Here is a 16,252-nt window from a genome sequence, read left to right as displayed (position 1 = left end):
CTTGACGAACGGGGTGTACGGTAGCACGAATCGCATTTTTGTGCATGGCGACATAAGGGGCATGCGGTGCTTCAAGTCGGGCACTTATATGGTGCGGCCATGTTGCTCCATGCGCGGCGGCGGAATCTGAACGGGATGAATGGAATGCACCGCAAACTCGTTTTGGGCAACTGGAAGATTGACCTTTCCCCTCTGAAGTATCCCAATGTAAAGTTAGCGGCAAGGCGGCAGGAGAAACCTTGTCATGAAGAAGTCGCGGTTCAGCGAAGAACAGATTATCGGGGTGCTGAAGGAAGCCGAAGCAGGCATGAAGGTCTCGGACGTATGCCGAAAGCACGGCATATCGGACGCGACGTTCTATACCTGGCGTAGCCGCTACGGCGGCATGGATGTGTCAGAAACACGGCGCCTTCGGCAACTTGAAGAAGGCGGATTCAACCGGTCGATGCAATCGTTTGCTGGAACCGTTCAGCCGGCGTTTCGTAATTCAGTGTCTTCCTCGGACGCTCATTCAGCCTCCTTGCCACGGCATTGAGTTTGGCCTGTGAGTAGACCGACAGATCGATACCTTTCGGGAAGTACTGCCTCAAGAGACCATTGGTATTTTCATTCGAACCACGTTGCCAGGGGTGTTTCGGATCGCAGAAGTACACGGCAATGTCGGTGGCAATGGTGAATCGTCTGTGGCCTGCCATCTCCGTCCCCCGGTCCCATGTGAGCGATTTATAGAGTTCGTGCGGGAGCTTGCTGGCGTGTTTGATCAGTGCATTGACTACCGTCTCACTGTCCTTGCTGGTGATCTTCACCAGCATTACGTAACGCGTCTGGCGCTCTACGAGTGTTGCAATCCGGCTGCCGCTGCTGCCACACAGCAGATCTCCCTCCCAGTGACCAGGCACCGCGCGGTCTTCCACTGTGGCCGGCCGTTCGCTGATTGATATCGCGTCACGGATCCTGCCGTGATCGTCCGTCTTCTGGGTGTGATGCCGCGAGCGACGCATGGCTCGGGTGCGCCGTAAATGTTCCAGCAGCTCTTTCTTCAGGGCGCCCCGTGCCTGAATGAAGAGACTGCGGTAAATGGTCTCGTGTGACACGTGGTGATCCTCGTCGCGCGGCCAGGCATGTTTCAGCCATCCAGCAATCTGCTGAGGCGACCACTGCAACTGGAGCTTGTCGGCAACGATATGGGCCAGCGCCCGATGCCTGACCAGTTTGCAGACCTTGGGGCGCTGTGCCCGTTCCCATGCAAGCTGGTCGGCATGGCTCGCCCTGTAGCCTTTCGCTCCACTGTTGCGCTTGATCTCGCGGCAGATCGTGGAAGGTGATCGCGACAGTCGCCGTGCAATTGACTGGATCGAATCGCCCGCCACGAGGCCTCTCGAGATCTCCTCGCGCTCAGCAAGCGTGAGTGCCAGCCTCGATCGTCGCCGTGGCGCAGGCTGGATTCCCCCAGTTTGCGCCAGAATTCCCCCTACCGACGAATGATCGCGATTTAAAAGCTGGGCGATATGCTGCAGCGACTCGCCGGCACGCCAGCGCTCCCACATCAACGCCTTCTGGCTTCTCGCTATAGTAGATCCGGCGCCTCTGTTTCATTTGCAACACTCCCGCTGCTCACGCAGCGTTCATTGTGTTGCATCGACCGGTTGAATCCGCCGGGCAATGCGGTCGTTCCAACGTCAGGATTCTTTGGTCGCCGAACTGCAGGCTATGGCCGACTTCTGAACCAGCCGGCCGGCAGCCAGTAGCGCCATCCCGGTCAAATGGGCGCACGAGGCATTGGCCGGATGCCCCGGTCTCAGGATCAGGCGAGGGCAGGCCGCCCACGAGAAGGGGGCATTATCGCCGGCGGGGTGCTAGATCGTGAATCTCTGATCTCCGCAATGGGAGGATGGCGCAGCACCGGTCAGAACGGTCGCCGATCGGGGTAGCTTCGACTTTACAGCGCGAGACGGTACCCTGGCCCTTATGCCAGCAGCTGCGCCGATAGTAGTGGTGTGCGGCTTCCCCACCGCGAGAGATCTGTGGATAACTTGCGTCCCGCTCCCCTGCACCCCCTTAAAAGCGAGGAGAGATATTTCCGAGACTGAAAAGCAAGAAGCAAAGCAGCAGATCGGCTACGCCGTTGGGCCAAAAACGTAAGCAAAACGGCCAGATATAGCAGATTTAGATACATCTACTATATGACAGATCCTCTGTGTACATTGTTAAATAACGATCTAGGGCTCTATTGACAGATAAAGATGCCCGGCCTTGTTCTAAGCCTGATTTGATCGCTCCTTCGCGGAACGACGAGGCGCGGGCCATATCCGTGGGCCGCGTTTCAACCGCTTTCTACCCGAAGCACCACCGGTTCGCGGTGCGTGGCGCGCTCATGAGGCGCGCCACGCACCGCGAACCGGTTTTCTTTTTGCGGCTCAGGATTTCGCAGCCACGGGCGCGACGCCGGCCGGCGCGGCGACTTCATTCGGCGCGTCTTCCGCCGCGCCCCGCACCTGGGAAACCCACAGCACGGCCACGCACGTCAGCGCCGCCGCGATCCACCCGTTCTGCCCGAAGCCGATGATCGCGCCGTTCGCGCCATTCGTGAGCCACTGGCCGCCCAGCCACGCGCCGATGCCCGTGCCGAGCGCCTGCACCGCGCTGTTGGCGCTCAGGAACGCGCCGCGCCGCGCGGGCTCGGGAATCGTGGTGAGCAGGGCCTGCATCGGTATCATGCGGCCCGACATCGCGATCATGAACAGCGCGAAGAATGCCACGAGCGCAATGAAAGGCAACGCGGGCAGATGCGTGACGAACAGCACCGGCGCGAGCGATACGAGCGCCATCACGCGGAAAATGCGGCGCTTGCCATAGCGGTCCGCGAGACGGCCCACCGCGCGTGAAGTCATGAAGGTCGCTGCGCCGCCCGCCATATAGAGCCACGAAAGCTGCTGCGGCGCGATGCCATGATTGCCGACGAGCATCGGCGCGATGAACGGGATCACGAGCATGTGACCGGCCATCATCGTGAAGGTGAGCGCGAAGGCCTTCAGATGGCGCGGCAACGTGAGCAGTTGCCACAGGTTCGGCAGCACGTGCGCGAGCGGCGTACGGTGGCCCAGATGCTCCGTGAGCGAAGGCACGACGCGCGAGCCCGCGATCCAGATCGCCACGGAGAGCGCCACGAGCAGCATGAACGGCGCGCTCCAGCCGTAATGCGCACCGAGCAGCACACCGGCCGGCACGCCCGCGATGGCCGCGATGGAGAACGCCGTCATGATGACCCCCGTGGCCGCGCCGCGGCGCGCGACGGGAATCACGTCGCTCACGATCGCCATCACGATCGAGCCGAGCACGCCGCCGGTGAGCCCCGCGAACGCACGCGCGGCGAGCAGCAGATGAAAGTTCGTGGCGAGCGCGCAGGCGAGATTGGAGAGTGCGAAGAGCGCGTAGGCCACTTGCAGGAGGCGGCGGCGATCGAAGCGGTCGATATACGTTGCAGCAAGGAGTCCTGATAAACCCGAACAGAGCGAATACGCGGAAACGGCCGTCGCGAACGCCGCGGGCGTGATCGCGAATGCGTGCATGATTTGCGGGCCGAGCGGCATCATCACCATGAAATCCATGATGACGGTGAACTGCGTGAGCGCCAGCAGCCAGAGCAGGGTGCGTTCGCGCAGCGGAGCAAGGGAAGTGGTCATGTAGGGCTTTGAGCCTGAAAGTAAAAAGGCGCGGCAGGGTTGCCGCGCCAGCAGGATCGATCAGTCGTCGATCGTTTCGTGGGCCGCCTGCGCGCCGCGCCGCCAGTACGCCGATGCGCGGATACGCTTCTTGTCCACGCCGCGCTCATTGCACAAATGCGCGCGTACGGCGCGGATCGCCGAGGCCTCGCCGGCGGCCCAGACGTAACCCTCGCCCGGCGGCAGCCACACTTCTGATACGCCGTCGAGCAGCGGATATTCCGCGTCGCTTTCTTCGCGATAACACCAGATGGCGTACAGATCGGCCTCGGTAGGCAAGTCGATTCGGGCCGCGCGATTCGCCACTTCGACAACCACGGCCACGCGCGCTCCGGGCGGCAACTCCGTGAGACGACGCTGGATTGCGGGCAGCGCGGTTTCGTCGCCGATCAGCAGATGCCAGTCGAAACCCGTGGGAATCACCATGGAGCCGCGCGGGCCGCCCACGCCGAGATACTGGCCCGGCTGCGCCTGCGCGGCCCAAGCCGTGGCCGGGCCGGCTTCGTGCAGCGCGAATTCCAGATCGAGTTCGCCGGCTTCGATATCGAAGCGGCGAGGCGTGTAGTCGCGCGCGGCGGGACGCTCGACGCCTTCGGCAAACACGATGCCATCCGGGCCAAAAGTTGGCAGTACTGGCTTTTCCTCGCCAGCGGCCGGGAAAAACACCTTGATGTGGTCGTCGAAAGACGCCGAAACGAAATCGCCCAGATCTCCCGTGAGCGTAACGCGTACGAGCGAGGGCGAGAGCGCCGTGACGCGCGCCACGCGCAACAGCCGGAACTTCAGCGGGTGACGTACACGGACGACTTCGAGTTGAGACGGGTTATGCATGCAGGACTCCGATGTTTGGGTGGCGCGGCGCGTGGAGAAGGGAAACGGCGTATCAAACGCCTTCGCTTTCGCTGCCGCTTTCAATTTCCTGGGTAGCGCGCGCAAGAATCGCGGCGATGCGGCGCTGCTCGTCCGGCGAGACGTCGGAGCGTCGCAGCAGTGCGCGCTTGAGCGCGCGGCGTGCCTCGATCAGCTCGCGCACCCAGCCGCTGCCTTCGGCGGGATCTTCGCCGGCCATGGCGCGGCGCATGACTTCCATCTTGCGGCCGAAGTGGGTGAGCTTCGCGAGGATCAGGTCCGCGCGTTCGCGATTGGCTTCGAGGTGCGCGCGGCCTTCGGGCGAAAGCTCGTAGCGCTTGCGGTTGCCTTCCAGCGTCACGCTCACGTAACCCAGTTCTTCCAGATACGTGAGGGCCGGGTAGACCATGCCGGGGCTCGGGCTGTAGAAGCCGTTCGAACGCGCGTCGAGCGCCTTGATGAGTTCGTAGCCGTGGCTCGGACGCTCGGCGAGCAGCACGAGCAGCATGAGTTGCAGGTCTTCGGACGTGAACTTGCGGCCACGGCCGAAACCGTCGCCGTCGCCGAAACCGCCGAAACCGCGGCCGAAACCTTCGCCGAAGCGGTCGCCGAAGTCGCCCGGGCCTTCGCCGCCGCGATGGCGGCCCATGGCGTGGCGCAGCGCGTGAAGCATCTGCATGGCCGGGTGCCGGCCGCCGAAGAAGTCGCGCGGATCGCGCCCAAAGTGGCCGTGACGGCCGGTTTGACCGAAGTGAGGAGCGTGGCGCATAGGGCCTCCTATCTCTTGAGTGTCTTAAAACATGTCTTAAGATATATATCGTAAGAGTGTTTGTCAAAGAGAATATTTGGGGGTCTATCGGCGCGCGGCAGGACGTGGCGCAGTCAAAAACCGCTTTCCGCACCTTTTAACCGGGCCTGCGCGTGATCGACGTGTGGCGCCCGGTTTCGATATTGAGATTGCTTTCAGCCCCGGCGGCGCGGGACAAATCCCGCGCCGCCCTCTCCGCTGTCAATTGAACGGCCACGCACTGCAACTCACCCTGTAGCTGGTCAGCGAAATGTTCCGGTCCGCCAGGCCGAATTGCGTGCTGCCAGTCGATCCGACCACTACGCGTCCAGTCGATTCGGCCTCCTGATCGGCTTGCAGCGCGGACGTGCTGTCCACATACGAATAGTAATAGTTGACGACGCAGCTCATCGGCACGGTTCCGGTGTTCTGGATCTGCGTGATGCATGAATTGTACGGACCACCGCCGTAGACACCGCACGCGTTGCTGAGGACCGTGAAATTCACGCTGCCCGTATTACCCGCGGACGAACCTCCGCTAGAGGTCGAGCTTCCCGACGAGGTGTTGCCGCCCGACCCGCTACCGGAGGACGTGGACGCCGCGCTCGGGCATTTCCAGCTATAGGTGCTGCCGGAAAGCGAAAACGCGAGCAGATCGCCGGAAGGGCAGGTGAACGCCGCGATCTTGCTGCCCCCGCTGCCGTCTACCAGCGTTACATTGCCCGCCGCGTTGCCGCCGATGCTCAGGCTACTGCCGTTGACCACCGCGCCGTTGAGCACCGTACTGTTGCCGAAGACGACGGTGCCGTCGGATGCGCGGACCTCGAACTGCGCGTTGTTCGCATCGACGACGGTCACGCCGTTCGCACTGCCTGACCAGCTTATATACGTGGTCCCAGGCGAAGGCTGCGAGGTCGAGCCTGCGCCGCCCGAACTGCTGCCGGAGTCGCTGCTCATGCAGTTGTAGGAGTACGAACCGTTCGAGTTGCCCCATACGAGACCGCTCCCGTCCGTGCAGGCGAATACGGCAATCTGGGTCCCCGACGAGGATTTTGCCAGCGAGACCTTGCCGATGATTTTGCTGTTCAAGGAAAGCTGCGCCGAAGCATCGACGACAGCGCCGGCATAGACCGTGTTGTTCGCGTCGACGACCACACGATCGCTGGCGCGTACCCTGAAGTCGTGATTGGCCCAGTCCTTCACCACGGTGCCGTTGGCGCTGTTGGTCCAGTTCACGTAGTCCGCGGCAGCGGGTGTGGGATCGCTGTTGCTGTTGTTGCCGCCGCCGCTGCACGCCGCAAGAAGCCATGCGGCGACGGTCATTGCGAACGTCCATTTGAAAGGGCCGCGATGAAGCGATGCCCGGCGCTGATTTTCCTGACATGAGTTCATGGTCGTTAGTCGTCCCGTTCTGGCTCGGCGCATTGGCCGCGGAGGGCTGCTTAGCGACAACGTGCGTAAGTGTCGTTCCAGCTATGGTTGTAGTCCCGATAACGTAAAACGTGCCCATCCGGAGAGCACTTCTCATCGCCGTCGGTCGGGCCATTGCTGCTGTAACCGCGACGGCCGTCTTCGCCGGAACCGCCGGAGCCCGAGCATCGCGCATAGGTGTCGTTCCAACTCTGGTTGTAGTCGCGGTAACGCAAGACATGCCCGTTGGGCGAACACTTCTCTTCGCCGTCGACTGGGGTGGCAACGGCGGCGTGGCAGGCGAGCCCAAACAGTGCGGCTACCAGAACGGAAGTAACAGGGTGCTTTTTCATCGTGGCTTCTCCTCGTTTTCGTCGAGTGTTTGCGGAAACTCGTCGTTATCCCGTGCTCAGAGCGTGCGTTACGCGGCACAGTGGGTCCATAGTCAGATCGAACTATGGATTCGGGTCTTGCCAGGAGCGATTCTGGGGGCGCCGCTTATGCGGACTTCGGGCGACACACGACGCGGGGCCGTGGGGATCGCCCAGCCGTTCAAAAGATGAGGAAAGCTTATGCTTTAATAAGCAATGCTAATTTGACGAGTTCCACTTGCCGCGAGCACTGCATCTTCTCCATCAGCGCCCGGATCTGGTTTTTCACGGTATTGAGGGATACGCCATTCATGGCCGCATAGTCGGCGGCCGCATGGCCGTTGGCGAGCGCTGCGAGGACGCGCGATTCGGCGACGGTCAGGCGAAAGAAACCGGCCAGTTCGTCTGCGTTCGCTTCGGTAAACGCGCTATTTTTCTGCAGCCGAAGCAGGAAGGCCGTCTCGCTCGTCAGGCGCAGGCGGGGAGGGGCCATTGCGATATCGATGCTCAGTACGTGTCCCCATCCGCCGGGTACGTGCACTCTTGTCCTGACGCCGCCGCGCGCGACCGCGCCGATCGCTCGCGTCACGTATTGCAGGACCTGCGGCTCGCTATGCCAAAGTTTGCCGCGACGAATGGCGAGTCCCGGCCCCTCGGCGAGCAACGCTCCGGCAAGTGCGGATACGCGCAGCACGCTGCCGTTCGCGCCGACGAGGCATAGCGCGTCGCCAAGTCCGGCGAAAGTGGCTTCGAGCGTTTGCACATGCACGTCGAACGCGTGGTGCCGCTCGAGAAATGCATCCTGAAGCAAGCGGAAATATTCGCCGGTCGCGCCGCTCGCGAGCTTACGGCCAGCGTCGTGCAGAATCGTGCTTCGCTGGAAGCCGAGCCCTACGCGCAGCGACGGCAATTCGACCAATGGCAGCACGAAGCTTTGCGCCATACCGTGCTTGCACATAAAGTCTGCGTAATACTCGGTGCGATGCAACGCCTGCGAAGACATCATGGCGTTGGTATCGACCCAGGTTCCCGCACCCGACTGTTTTGCCTGTTCCGCGACAATGTCGATGTTGCAGAAGTAACGGGTGTAATCGCGCGCGGTGTCTTCTCCATGGCCGATCGAAGTGACGCTGACCAGTTCGTTATCGCCGTCGAAATGAATGAGCGTACCGCTGTCGGCTCCCACCAGTCGCGCGGCGCTGGCGAGAATGCCTTCCCAGGGCGGGGCGGGGTCGGCGATATGATGCGCCGCCTCCATCGCCTCTCTGAGATGGGGATTCGGTCCCATGGCAGTCTCCGTTTTTCTTGACTTCGTGTGCGCGAGCCCGCCGCGGGCGGCGCGGCGCCTGGGTGAGTTTTGACGGACAGCTTCGGCAATCCTAAGGCAACGGAAGTCCCGACGAAAGGCGGGAACGTGCGCAAGCGCACTTACGAAGCGCCCGACGCCGCCGCGCATCGATCGATTCGCAGTGTTCGGCAGTGCCAGGTTTTACCGCCCCGTTCGCGGCCCCGTGCGGCGCTGACCCTGTTCGCGCGCGAATGCGGCCGGCGTGCAGCCGACGTGGCGCTGAAAACGCCGGGTGAAATGGCTCTGGTCGGCAAAGCCTGCGGCCAGCGCGATCTGCGCAAGCGGCAACGCGGTTTCGAGAATCAGCGATTTCGCGCGGCGTATCCGGCACTGCTCCACGTAACTGATCGCCGTGACGCCGATGGTGCGTTTGAATAGCCGGCTGAAATGGAACCGGCTCACGTTCACGAGTGCCGCCAGATCTTCGAGGCAGATGGGGCGGTCGAGATTTTCTTCGATGAATTCGGTCAGCCGGGCGACTTCGAGCTTGCCGAGCGAGCGCTCCGGCGTGGACCCGGCGGGTTCGAACGCGTTGTAGGCGCGAAGGAGGTGAGCCGCCAGCGCCGTGGACAAGGAATCGACAATGAGCATCTGAGCCGGATGCGCCGGCATTCCGATTTCGTGGACGAAGCTCTGGGCCAGCCGTTCGATCACGAGATCGCGCACGAGAAATACGCTGCGGATTTCGACCGGCACGTGCTCGCGGCCGAGTTGCTCGCCGGCGAGCGCAACGAGCGAAGGCGAGACACGCATGCGCACGGACTGCCCGGAGTCGCCTTCCCACACCGAGTCGCAGCCGGCCGGCATGAGGTAGGCGGTGCCAGCCGAGATTGTGCCGCTATGAACAGCGCCGGCCCGCGTCTGCACCAGTCTGGCGCTGCCCGAAGGGCAGTAGCCAATCAGGTGATGATCGAGCCCGGCATAGCGTTCGGAGCAGTCGAAGTAGGGGCGGTGGACATCGACCGTCACGCCGCTCCAGCCGCGGCCGCGCGTAGTCGCGACAGGCCGCTGCGGCCGGGCATGGAGAATCTCGTCGATTGTGATCAGGTGGGGCGCGTCCCCGTGCCGTGGGGCGGCTTCCGCGGCCTCCGGGTGATCGGGCGTCAAGGCGTCGCCGCTGCGGCGGCGCTGCCGAGGCGGGGCGGCAAGCGGGTCGAACGCGGGGATCATCGAGTCTCTCTTCAGCGGGTCCGGATTCGCACAGCGGGCGTGGTGCCCGACTAGTCTGGCACAACTGGCGCGGCGTCGCGACGGGAATGAGCGACGCCTTAATGGGGCCGCAATGTGACGGGCGAGTCGGCCCGATACCCTCCGCCCAACGCTTTCGTCAGCGCAATGGCCTGACTGACGCGCTGCGCGTTTAGATCGAGCAGCGCCGCCTGCTCCGCGATGACGGGCTCGCGCGCCTCGACGGCGGCGAGCCTGCTGACGAGCCCGCGCTCCCACTGCGCCTCGGCGCTCTTGCGCGCGAACTGCACGGCTTTGACCTTCTCCGTTTGAAGCTGGACTTCCGCATCCAACGCCTGCAGGCGGCTGCCCGTTTGCGCCACGTCGCGCACGGCGTCGAGCACCGCCTGGTTGTATTGTTCGATCAGCACGTTGCTTGCGGCGCGCGCTCCCCCAAGGTTCGCATTGAGCCGGCCGCTGTCGAAGATCGGCAGGTACAGGCCGGGAACGAGATTGATCTGCTGGCTTGCGCGGGTGAACAGCATGCCCAGATGCAGTGCGTCGAAGCCGAAAAATGCCTTGATGTCGAAGCTCGGATAAAACGCGGCTTTGGCGGCATCGACCTGGTCGAACGATGCCTGAACGTACCAGCGCAGCGCCTGCAGGTCCGCACGGCGCGCGAGCAGTTCATAGGAAAGCGTGGGCGGCAACGCCGCGTGCGAGACGGGCAGCGGTGCCGGTTCGATTGCCGCCAGCGTGTCGGCGCCTGCGCCCACCAGCGCGCGCAGCGATTCGCGCAACTGCGTGATCTGCGCCCGCGCGTCGGCGATCTCCCGCTCGACGGCCAGTTGCCGGGCGCGTGCCGTTTCGACCGCCGTTCGCGACTCGAGGCCGCGCGCGGCGCGCGAGCCGTGCGCGGCGACCGCAAAGACGGCGACACGGTCCGATTGCCCGAGCAGATCGATGGATTGATAGATCGTCTGGATTCCATAGTAAATCTGTGCGATATCGGTGGAGATCTCCAGCTCGACGGCCGACGCTTCCGCGCGCCGCGCGTTCTGTACGCCCAGCGACGCCGCAACCTGCGCGCGCTGCTTGCCCCAGAGATCGAGATTGAGCCCGGCGCCGATGCCGACGATCCCCTGCGTGTACCACGGCCCGGTAACGCCCGCCGCCGGATCGTTGCGTGCGTAAGGCCCGAGAAAGCCGTTGGACGATACGCGCTCGCGGTTGAGCACGCCGATAGCCACCGCCTGGAGACCCGAACCGGCCTGCACCCGCTCCACGTCCGATCCCGCCTGGGCTACGCGTGCGCGCGCAACGGTCATGGTGGGCGAATCGGCGAGCGCGCGGTCGATCAGCGCGTCGAGTTGCGCGTCGCCGAAGGCCGTCCACCAGTGCGACGACGGCCAGTCGCCGGGCGGCAGGCGAATGTTCCCGGCAACGCGGATCGCTGCGCCGGAAATGGGCGAGGCCGGCGGACTGTCGTGGTGGATCAGCGCGCAGCCCGAGGCCGAAAGGATCGCCCACGCGAGCAGCGCGCGCGCACCGGCGTGGCTAGGTCGCGGCATCATGGGTGCCTGCCTCGATGTTTGCGGAGGCCCGCGCTGTGGTCAGGTCCCAGTCCGGCAGCGCCTCGACTTCGTTTGCCAGACGGCGCAATGCGGACCAGCGCGGCGCGTGCGCGGCGTCGCCGGGTAGCGCCGGCAGCGCGATGGGCGGTGGGCGGCGAGCAGCAGGCGGGCTGCCCGAAAGTGCATCCGCGTAACGGTCGATGCAAGAGGCGATCTGGTCCTGCACGCTTCGGAGGGCGTCCATCGCCGCATCGGGCGTGCGTGCGCCATCGAGTGACACGCGAAGCGCGTTGCCGGCGAGCATGATCGCGCGGGCCTGGGCGAGGACCGACTGCGCGCGCACCGTCAAGCGAGGCGCCTCGCCTTCCTCCCAGCCCGGCTCGACGGCCACGCGCGCCAGCATGGCCTCGCAGTCGGCGAGTGCGCTCCACGTCTGCAACTGCTGCTGCGCATAGGGCTCCGGCGCCGTATGCGTCGCGCCGGCTTGCGGCGTGCGCAAGAGGGCGGCCAGGGGATGCAGGACCTGCGCGAGCTTCGCACGCAGCGTATCGCCTTCGCCCTCGCGCCAAAAGCCGATCTGCACCACGGTCGCGACGGCGACGCCCAGCAGAATGCCGACCATGCGATCGCGGATTTCCGTGAGATGGGTGCTGGGTCCGAACTGGCCCAGCACGGCCAGCGAGAACGTGAACAGCAACTGCACGCCGGCATAGGCGATGCGCTCCGATCCGGCCGCGATCCACGCGGCCGCCGCGGCGATCGGCAACACGGTGAGCAGGAGTCCTACTATGCTGTCGAGCCCCGGAATCACGAAAACGACCACCATTAGCGCAAGCGCGCTGCCGCCGAGTGCGCCCGCCACGCGCAGCAGCGCGCGTTGCGTCGATGCGCCGAGGCTCGGCAGCGCGACGATCAGGCAGGTCAGCATGATGGTATGGATGCCCTGCCAGTCGGTCGCGTTATAGAACGTGTAGGAGATCAACACGGCAAGCAGGGTCTTCAGCGAGAAACGGGCGTACGTGGGATTCGTCCATGCGTCGGCCGCGATCATCGGCTCTTGCGCCTGCGCTCCGTTCTCCGGCTCGCCGTGCAGCCGGACGCCGGCGAACCCGCGCAACGCCTGCCGCATCTCCGCGATAGCGCCAGGCGTGCTTGCGGCGGCCAGCGGCAGATCTTCCACGAGGCGATAAGGCGTATCGGAGGCGAGCGCCGCCGCGAGCGCGCGACAGTTTGCGCGCAGCGCGTCGAGCATCGCGCGCCCGCTGGCGGGCAACGCTTCGCGAGGCGCCTGCATCGTGCTCGCCGCCAGATAGAGCCGCGACACGGTCGCAATCGACGCGAGGTGCCATGCCCGCGTTTCGCGGTAACGCCTGTCACGCATCGCGGCGAATTTGAGCAGCTTCTGTAGCGTGATCGCGCCGTGCTGAACGCTTTGCAGCGTGATGGGCGCAGGTTCGCGGGCGCCGGCCAGATGCGCGAGCCGGTTATCGACCGCGTTCAGTTGCCGCTGGATTTCCGCCTTCAACTGGCGCTGCGGCTCCGCAGGCAGCAGGAGCGTGTTGATCGCGAGCGTCAGGGCGATCGCATAGTTGACCGCCACCCACACCCACAGCAGGGCGCGCACGAGCAGTTCGGCCTGGTCGGTCTGATCGACGAAGCTCTGTACGTAGATGATCACGATCGCGACAATGAAGAAGACGACACCGGTCTTCAGCACACGCATCAGGTAGACGCTCCCGAAAAAGAGCACGCTGGCAATGACGATGCGCATCAGCGGATAGTCGAACGTGTATTTCAGCAGCAGGATCGAACTGCCGATGGCGAGCGTCGAGCCGACGATGAACAGCAGGCCGACAAGCCGCGTGAGCACCACGTTTGCCTGCGTGACGAAGAACACCACGAGCAGGGACAGCGGCAGCTCGGGCACCTCGAGCGTCAGCGAAACGACGATCACCATTGCGCTGGTCAGCATGGCGCGCATCATCACGTTGATGCGGCCCGGGAACGGCGCAAGCTCGGCGCGCAGGAACGCGCAAGCGTCGCGCAGCGTATCCGGGAGCATGTCGGGGAATCTCATCGCAGTCCTCAACGACGCCCGGGATACAGCACGGCGACGGCGGACGTGCCGATGCGGAACAGGTCGGAATCCGGGTTGTCGATGCGAATCTTCACGGGAAAGCGCTGCGCCACGTGGACCCAGTTGAGCGTGCGCTCGATGCGCGGCAGGCCGCCTGGCAACGCAAGTCCACTTTCGTCCGGCAGCACGCCATAGCTGATCGAATCGACGGTGCCGCGAAAGCGCCGCCCGCTGTCGCTCAGCAAGAACGCGGCAGCGGGTGTGCCGACGCGGATGTCCTTCAACTCGGTCTCGCGGAAGTTGGCGACGACGTACCAGCGGCGCGTGTCGATCAGCGTGAACACGGGCTTGAGCGCGGAAGCGAACTGCCCGGTCGAGGTATGCAGCGAGACGACGCGCCCATCGAACGGCGCGCGCACGGTGGCGAACGCCAGGTTCAATTGCGCAATGGCGATATCCGCCTGGACGACGGCGCGTTGTGCGACGAGCGCATCGACGCCGCTCACGGCGGCCTCGGCCTGTTGCGCCTGCCACTCGGCGGCGGCGAGATCGGCCTGCGCCGCGCGTTGCGCCGTGCGCGCGAGATCGACGTCCTGCGCCGACACGTAGCCTTGCGGCAGCAGCGGTTCCGTACGATGCAGCGTGTCGATCGCCTGAGCGGCCGCGGCGCGTGCGCGCTCCACCGCCGCGTGCGCGGACCGCGCGTTGTATTGCTGCGCCGTGACGGTGCGTTGGGTCAACGCGATCTGCCGGTCGAGCGCGACGAGGCTCGCGTTCGCGCGCAGCAGCGCTTCTTCATAGGGACGCGGGTCGATCTGGAACAGCAGGTCGCCTTGCTTGACCGCCTGATTGTCGCGTACCGCGAGATCGACGATGCGCCCGCTGACTTCGGGCACGACGTCGATGGTGTCGGCGTACGCGTAGGCGTCGTCGGTGCGCGGCTCGCGGTCGACGCGACGAATCACGAAAGCCATGACGAGCAGCGTCGCCACGACCAGCAGGAGTGCCAGGTATCGTCCGACCGGCGCCCCGGCGCCCGGCTTGACCATGAAATTCCGCTTCGTCCCCATGGATCGCGTTCATTGTCGAAAGAAGACCAGCCAGACGGCCAGCGTAAGGAGCGTGGCGAGCGCCGGCCAGGTCAGTGCGGGCGCGACGGGCCGGTACCGCTCGTCCAGGCGCGCGAGGGCCGCGTAGACGACGACGGTCAGTACGACGCCCGCGACCATGCAGATCAACCAGTCCGGGAAATAGGCGCCCAGCACGTTTGTCGATGGGGCGCAGCCCGTTTCGAGCCCGCAGAGGGCGGCGGCGCCTGCCGCGCGCAGGCCGCGTCGTCGTCGCGAACGCATCGTTGCTCTCCAGATTTCTCGCGACGTTACGCGGCCTGCCCCCGGCTGGCTTGCCGTTTCTTGCTCGAATTGGACGATTGATGCTTTCGATGCCGGCGGCGCTACCTCGTGCGCGTTGTCGCTCCGCAGGAGTTGCGCTTCACGGCGGGTTTCTCGCGCAAGTGAGCGTGGAACTACGGCGGGCTGCGGCGGTACGACCGGCGGTCGATCAGCCGGTCCAGGGACAGCGCGCCCGGACCGATTGCGATGATCCCGACAGCAAGGGATGCCCAGTACAGGTGGAAGTTCGCCCAACCTTCGGGAAAGACGAGTTGAATGACGCCGGTCATCACGAGGAGCGCGAGGGCCGTCAGCCGTGTCGCGAGCCCAAGGAGGAGCAGGACGGGAAGCGCGATTTCCGCCACGGCGACGAAAAGGGCGACGGTGTCCGGCGCGGGGAAGTCAAAGACCGCGCCGGGCAGGTGAACCTTGAACTGATTCTCGAACAGGTACAGCGTGGCTGGCGACAGCGAGAGAAAACCGTCCCATCGTGTGCGCCCGGAGCGAAGGAAGGGCAGCGCAAGCGCGACCCGCAGCAAGGGTGGCGCGATGCACCACGCCGCCTCGCGCAGCCGGTCCAGCATGGCACGGACCAGCAGCTCGACGCGGGCTTTCGCCGGCGGTGCGTGTTGGCTCATGGGCGCCCCGGTATCGCGAGAACGTCGCGTGGCACATCCGGATTGTCCGGTAGCTTCCATCCCACGATTGCACCCGTGGCGAACAGGTCGCCCGGCGCGCGGGCCAGGTCGAAGCCCGGATCGTCGTCCTGGGCCAGCGAAGCGGCCGCTGCAATCGAGTCCCCCGCGGCGAGACGCTGAACGAACGTCGCCGCGCCCTCTGTCATCCGGCGGACCTCGACTTCGGCATGCGGGCGGACGACGAGCGCGTGCTGGCCGCCGCCGAAGACGTCGATGGCAGCGGGAACACCGCCGTCGATATTCATCCGCCACAGGTCGACCACGGGAAAGGTCGAGCGGACGACCCGCAGCGACGGATGCAGCGCGAACCGTGCGTGCGCAAGCCGTTGCGCTTCGATTGCGCCGGTTGCGCCGGTTGCGCCCATTGCGCCCAGTGCCGCGAGCGCGCCCGGTGCGGGTTCCGCCGCGTGATAAGCCTCTGCCCATGCGCGTTCGAGCCGCGCGACGTCGGCGAGATACGGCACGCTTTGCGCGGGCTCGAACGTTTCGATGAAGCCCGCGAACGCGTGTCCGTATTCGAGCATGACGGGCGAGCCGGGCGGATCGAGAGCGACGTGGATACGCGCCATCGCGGTGAAGAACTCGTCGCCCACGATGCGCCGCACCGCGGGAAAGGCCGCTTTCAGCGCGTCGATCAGCCCGGTAAAGACGTTGTTGCGATAGACGTTGAACCGTTTGGCATCCGGCTTCCCGTCGGGACCCACGAGGCCGCGCGGTATCGGCATGGCCGGATCGAGCAGCGCGGCTGCGAAGTCCTTCTGCCGATCGCGCGGGCAGCGCGCGTGCGGGCGCGCACGGTGCGCGGCGTGGCACGAAGCGCGCGGGTGCATTCGCGAGGCTGAGCGCAGTGTCATGTCG

At 64.9% G+C, this 16,252-nt stretch carries 13 protein-coding genes and 2 pseudogenes; 1 reads left to right on the top strand and 14 read right to left on the bottom strand.

Annotation, left to right across the window (positions count from 1 at the left end; translation table 11 throughout):
* Positions 1 to 244: 244 nt before the first annotated feature.
* Positions 245 to 427, top strand: a pseudogene (locus U5768_RS22740) (transposase); the annotation flags it as partial.
* 7 nt (positions 428 to 434) lie between these two features.
* Here U5768_RS22740 and U5768_RS22735 read toward each other — a convergent pair.
* The 14 genes and pseudogenes from U5768_RS22735 to U5768_RS22670 form a co-directional block, all read right to left on the bottom strand.
* Positions 435 to 1,596: pseudogene (locus U5768_RS22735) on the bottom strand (IS30 family transposase).
* 821 nt (positions 1,597 to 2,417) lie between these two features.
* On the bottom strand, positions 2,418 to 3,683 hold the full coding sequence (locus U5768_RS22730) for an MFS transporter (RefSeq protein ID WP_322032637.1): 1,266 nt from the start codon (positions 3,681 to 3,683) through the stop codon (positions 2,418 to 2,420).
* 60 nt (positions 3,684 to 3,743) lie between these two features.
* Positions 3,744 to 4,553, bottom strand: a complete 810-nt coding sequence (locus tag U5768_RS22725) for a siderophore-interacting protein (protein WP_322032636.1) — start codon at positions 4,551 to 4,553, stop codon at positions 3,744 to 3,746.
* Positions 4,554 to 4,605: 52 nt separating this feature from the next.
* Complete coding sequence (locus tag U5768_RS22720; RefSeq protein WP_415913957.1) at positions 4,606 to 5,340, bottom strand: helix-turn-helix transcriptional regulator; 735 nt, start codon at positions 5,338 to 5,340, stop codon at positions 4,606 to 4,608.
* 240 nt (positions 5,341 to 5,580) lie between these two features.
* A complete protein-coding gene (locus tag U5768_RS22715; protein ID WP_322032635.1) occupies positions 5,581 to 6,681 on the bottom strand; it encodes a hypothetical protein in 1,101 nt (366 codons plus the stop codon).
* A gap of 119 nt (positions 6,682 to 6,800) precedes the next feature.
* The gene (locus U5768_RS22710; protein WP_322032634.1) at positions 6,801 to 7,121 is read right to left on the bottom strand and encodes a hypothetical protein; all 321 of its coding nucleotides are present in this window, start codon (positions 7,119 to 7,121) and stop codon (positions 6,801 to 6,803) included.
* A 217-nt stretch (positions 7,122 to 7,338) separates the two neighbouring features.
* Positions 7,339 to 8,397 carry a helix-turn-helix transcriptional regulator gene (locus U5768_RS22705; protein WP_322032633.1) on the bottom strand — a complete coding sequence of 353 codons (1,059 nt, stop codon included), beginning with the start codon at positions 8,395 to 8,397 and terminating at the stop codon, positions 7,339 to 7,341.
* 231 nt (positions 8,398 to 8,628) lie between these two features.
* On the bottom strand, positions 8,629 to 9,657 hold the full coding sequence (locus U5768_RS22700; RefSeq protein ID WP_322032632.1) for an AraC family transcriptional regulator: 1,029 nt from the start codon (positions 9,655 to 9,657) through the stop codon (positions 8,629 to 8,631).
* A gap of 98 nt (positions 9,658 to 9,755) precedes the next feature.
* A complete protein-coding gene (locus U5768_RS22695; RefSeq protein ID WP_322032631.1) occupies positions 9,756 to 11,228 on the bottom strand; it encodes an MdtP family multidrug efflux transporter outer membrane subunit in 1,473 nt (490 codons plus the stop codon).
* Complete coding sequence (locus U5768_RS22690) at positions 11,212 to 13,305, bottom strand: FUSC family protein (RefSeq protein ID WP_322032630.1); 2,094 nt, start codon at positions 13,303 to 13,305, stop codon at positions 11,212 to 11,214. The genes U5768_RS22695 and U5768_RS22690 overlap by 17 nt, the downstream gene beginning before the upstream one ends.
* An 8-nt stretch (positions 13,306 to 13,313) precedes the next feature.
* Positions 13,314 to 14,354: a multidrug transporter subunit MdtN gene (gene mdtN, locus U5768_RS22685; RefSeq protein ID WP_322032629.1), complete on the bottom strand. Its 1,041-nt coding sequence runs from the start codon at positions 14,352 to 14,354 to the stop codon at positions 13,314 to 13,316.
* Positions 14,355 to 14,384: 30 nt separating this feature from the next.
* The gene (locus U5768_RS22680; protein ID WP_322032628.1) at positions 14,385 to 14,657 is read right to left on the bottom strand and encodes a YtcA family lipoprotein; all 273 of its coding nucleotides are present in this window, start codon (positions 14,655 to 14,657) and stop codon (positions 14,385 to 14,387) included.
* Between the two features lie 173 nt (positions 14,658 to 14,830).
* Positions 14,831 to 15,334: a DoxX family protein gene (locus U5768_RS22675; protein WP_322032627.1), complete on the bottom strand. Its 504-nt coding sequence runs from the start codon at positions 15,332 to 15,334 to the stop codon at positions 14,831 to 14,833.
* Complete coding sequence (locus U5768_RS22670) at positions 15,331 to 16,248, bottom strand: DNA-binding domain-containing protein (protein ID WP_322032626.1); 918 nt, start codon at positions 16,246 to 16,248, stop codon at positions 15,331 to 15,333. Before U5768_RS22670 ends, U5768_RS22675 begins: the two co-directional genes overlap by 4 nt.
* Positions 16,249 to 16,252: the final 4 nt, after the last annotated feature.

The organism is Paraburkholderia sp. J76, assembly GCF_905220295.1.
Classification (GTDB): Bacteria; Pseudomonadota; Gammaproteobacteria; order Burkholderiales; family Burkholderiaceae; genus Paraburkholderia.
Note: the sequence above shows the minus strand (reverse complement) of the source record. Positions and strands in the feature narration are given on the sequence as shown.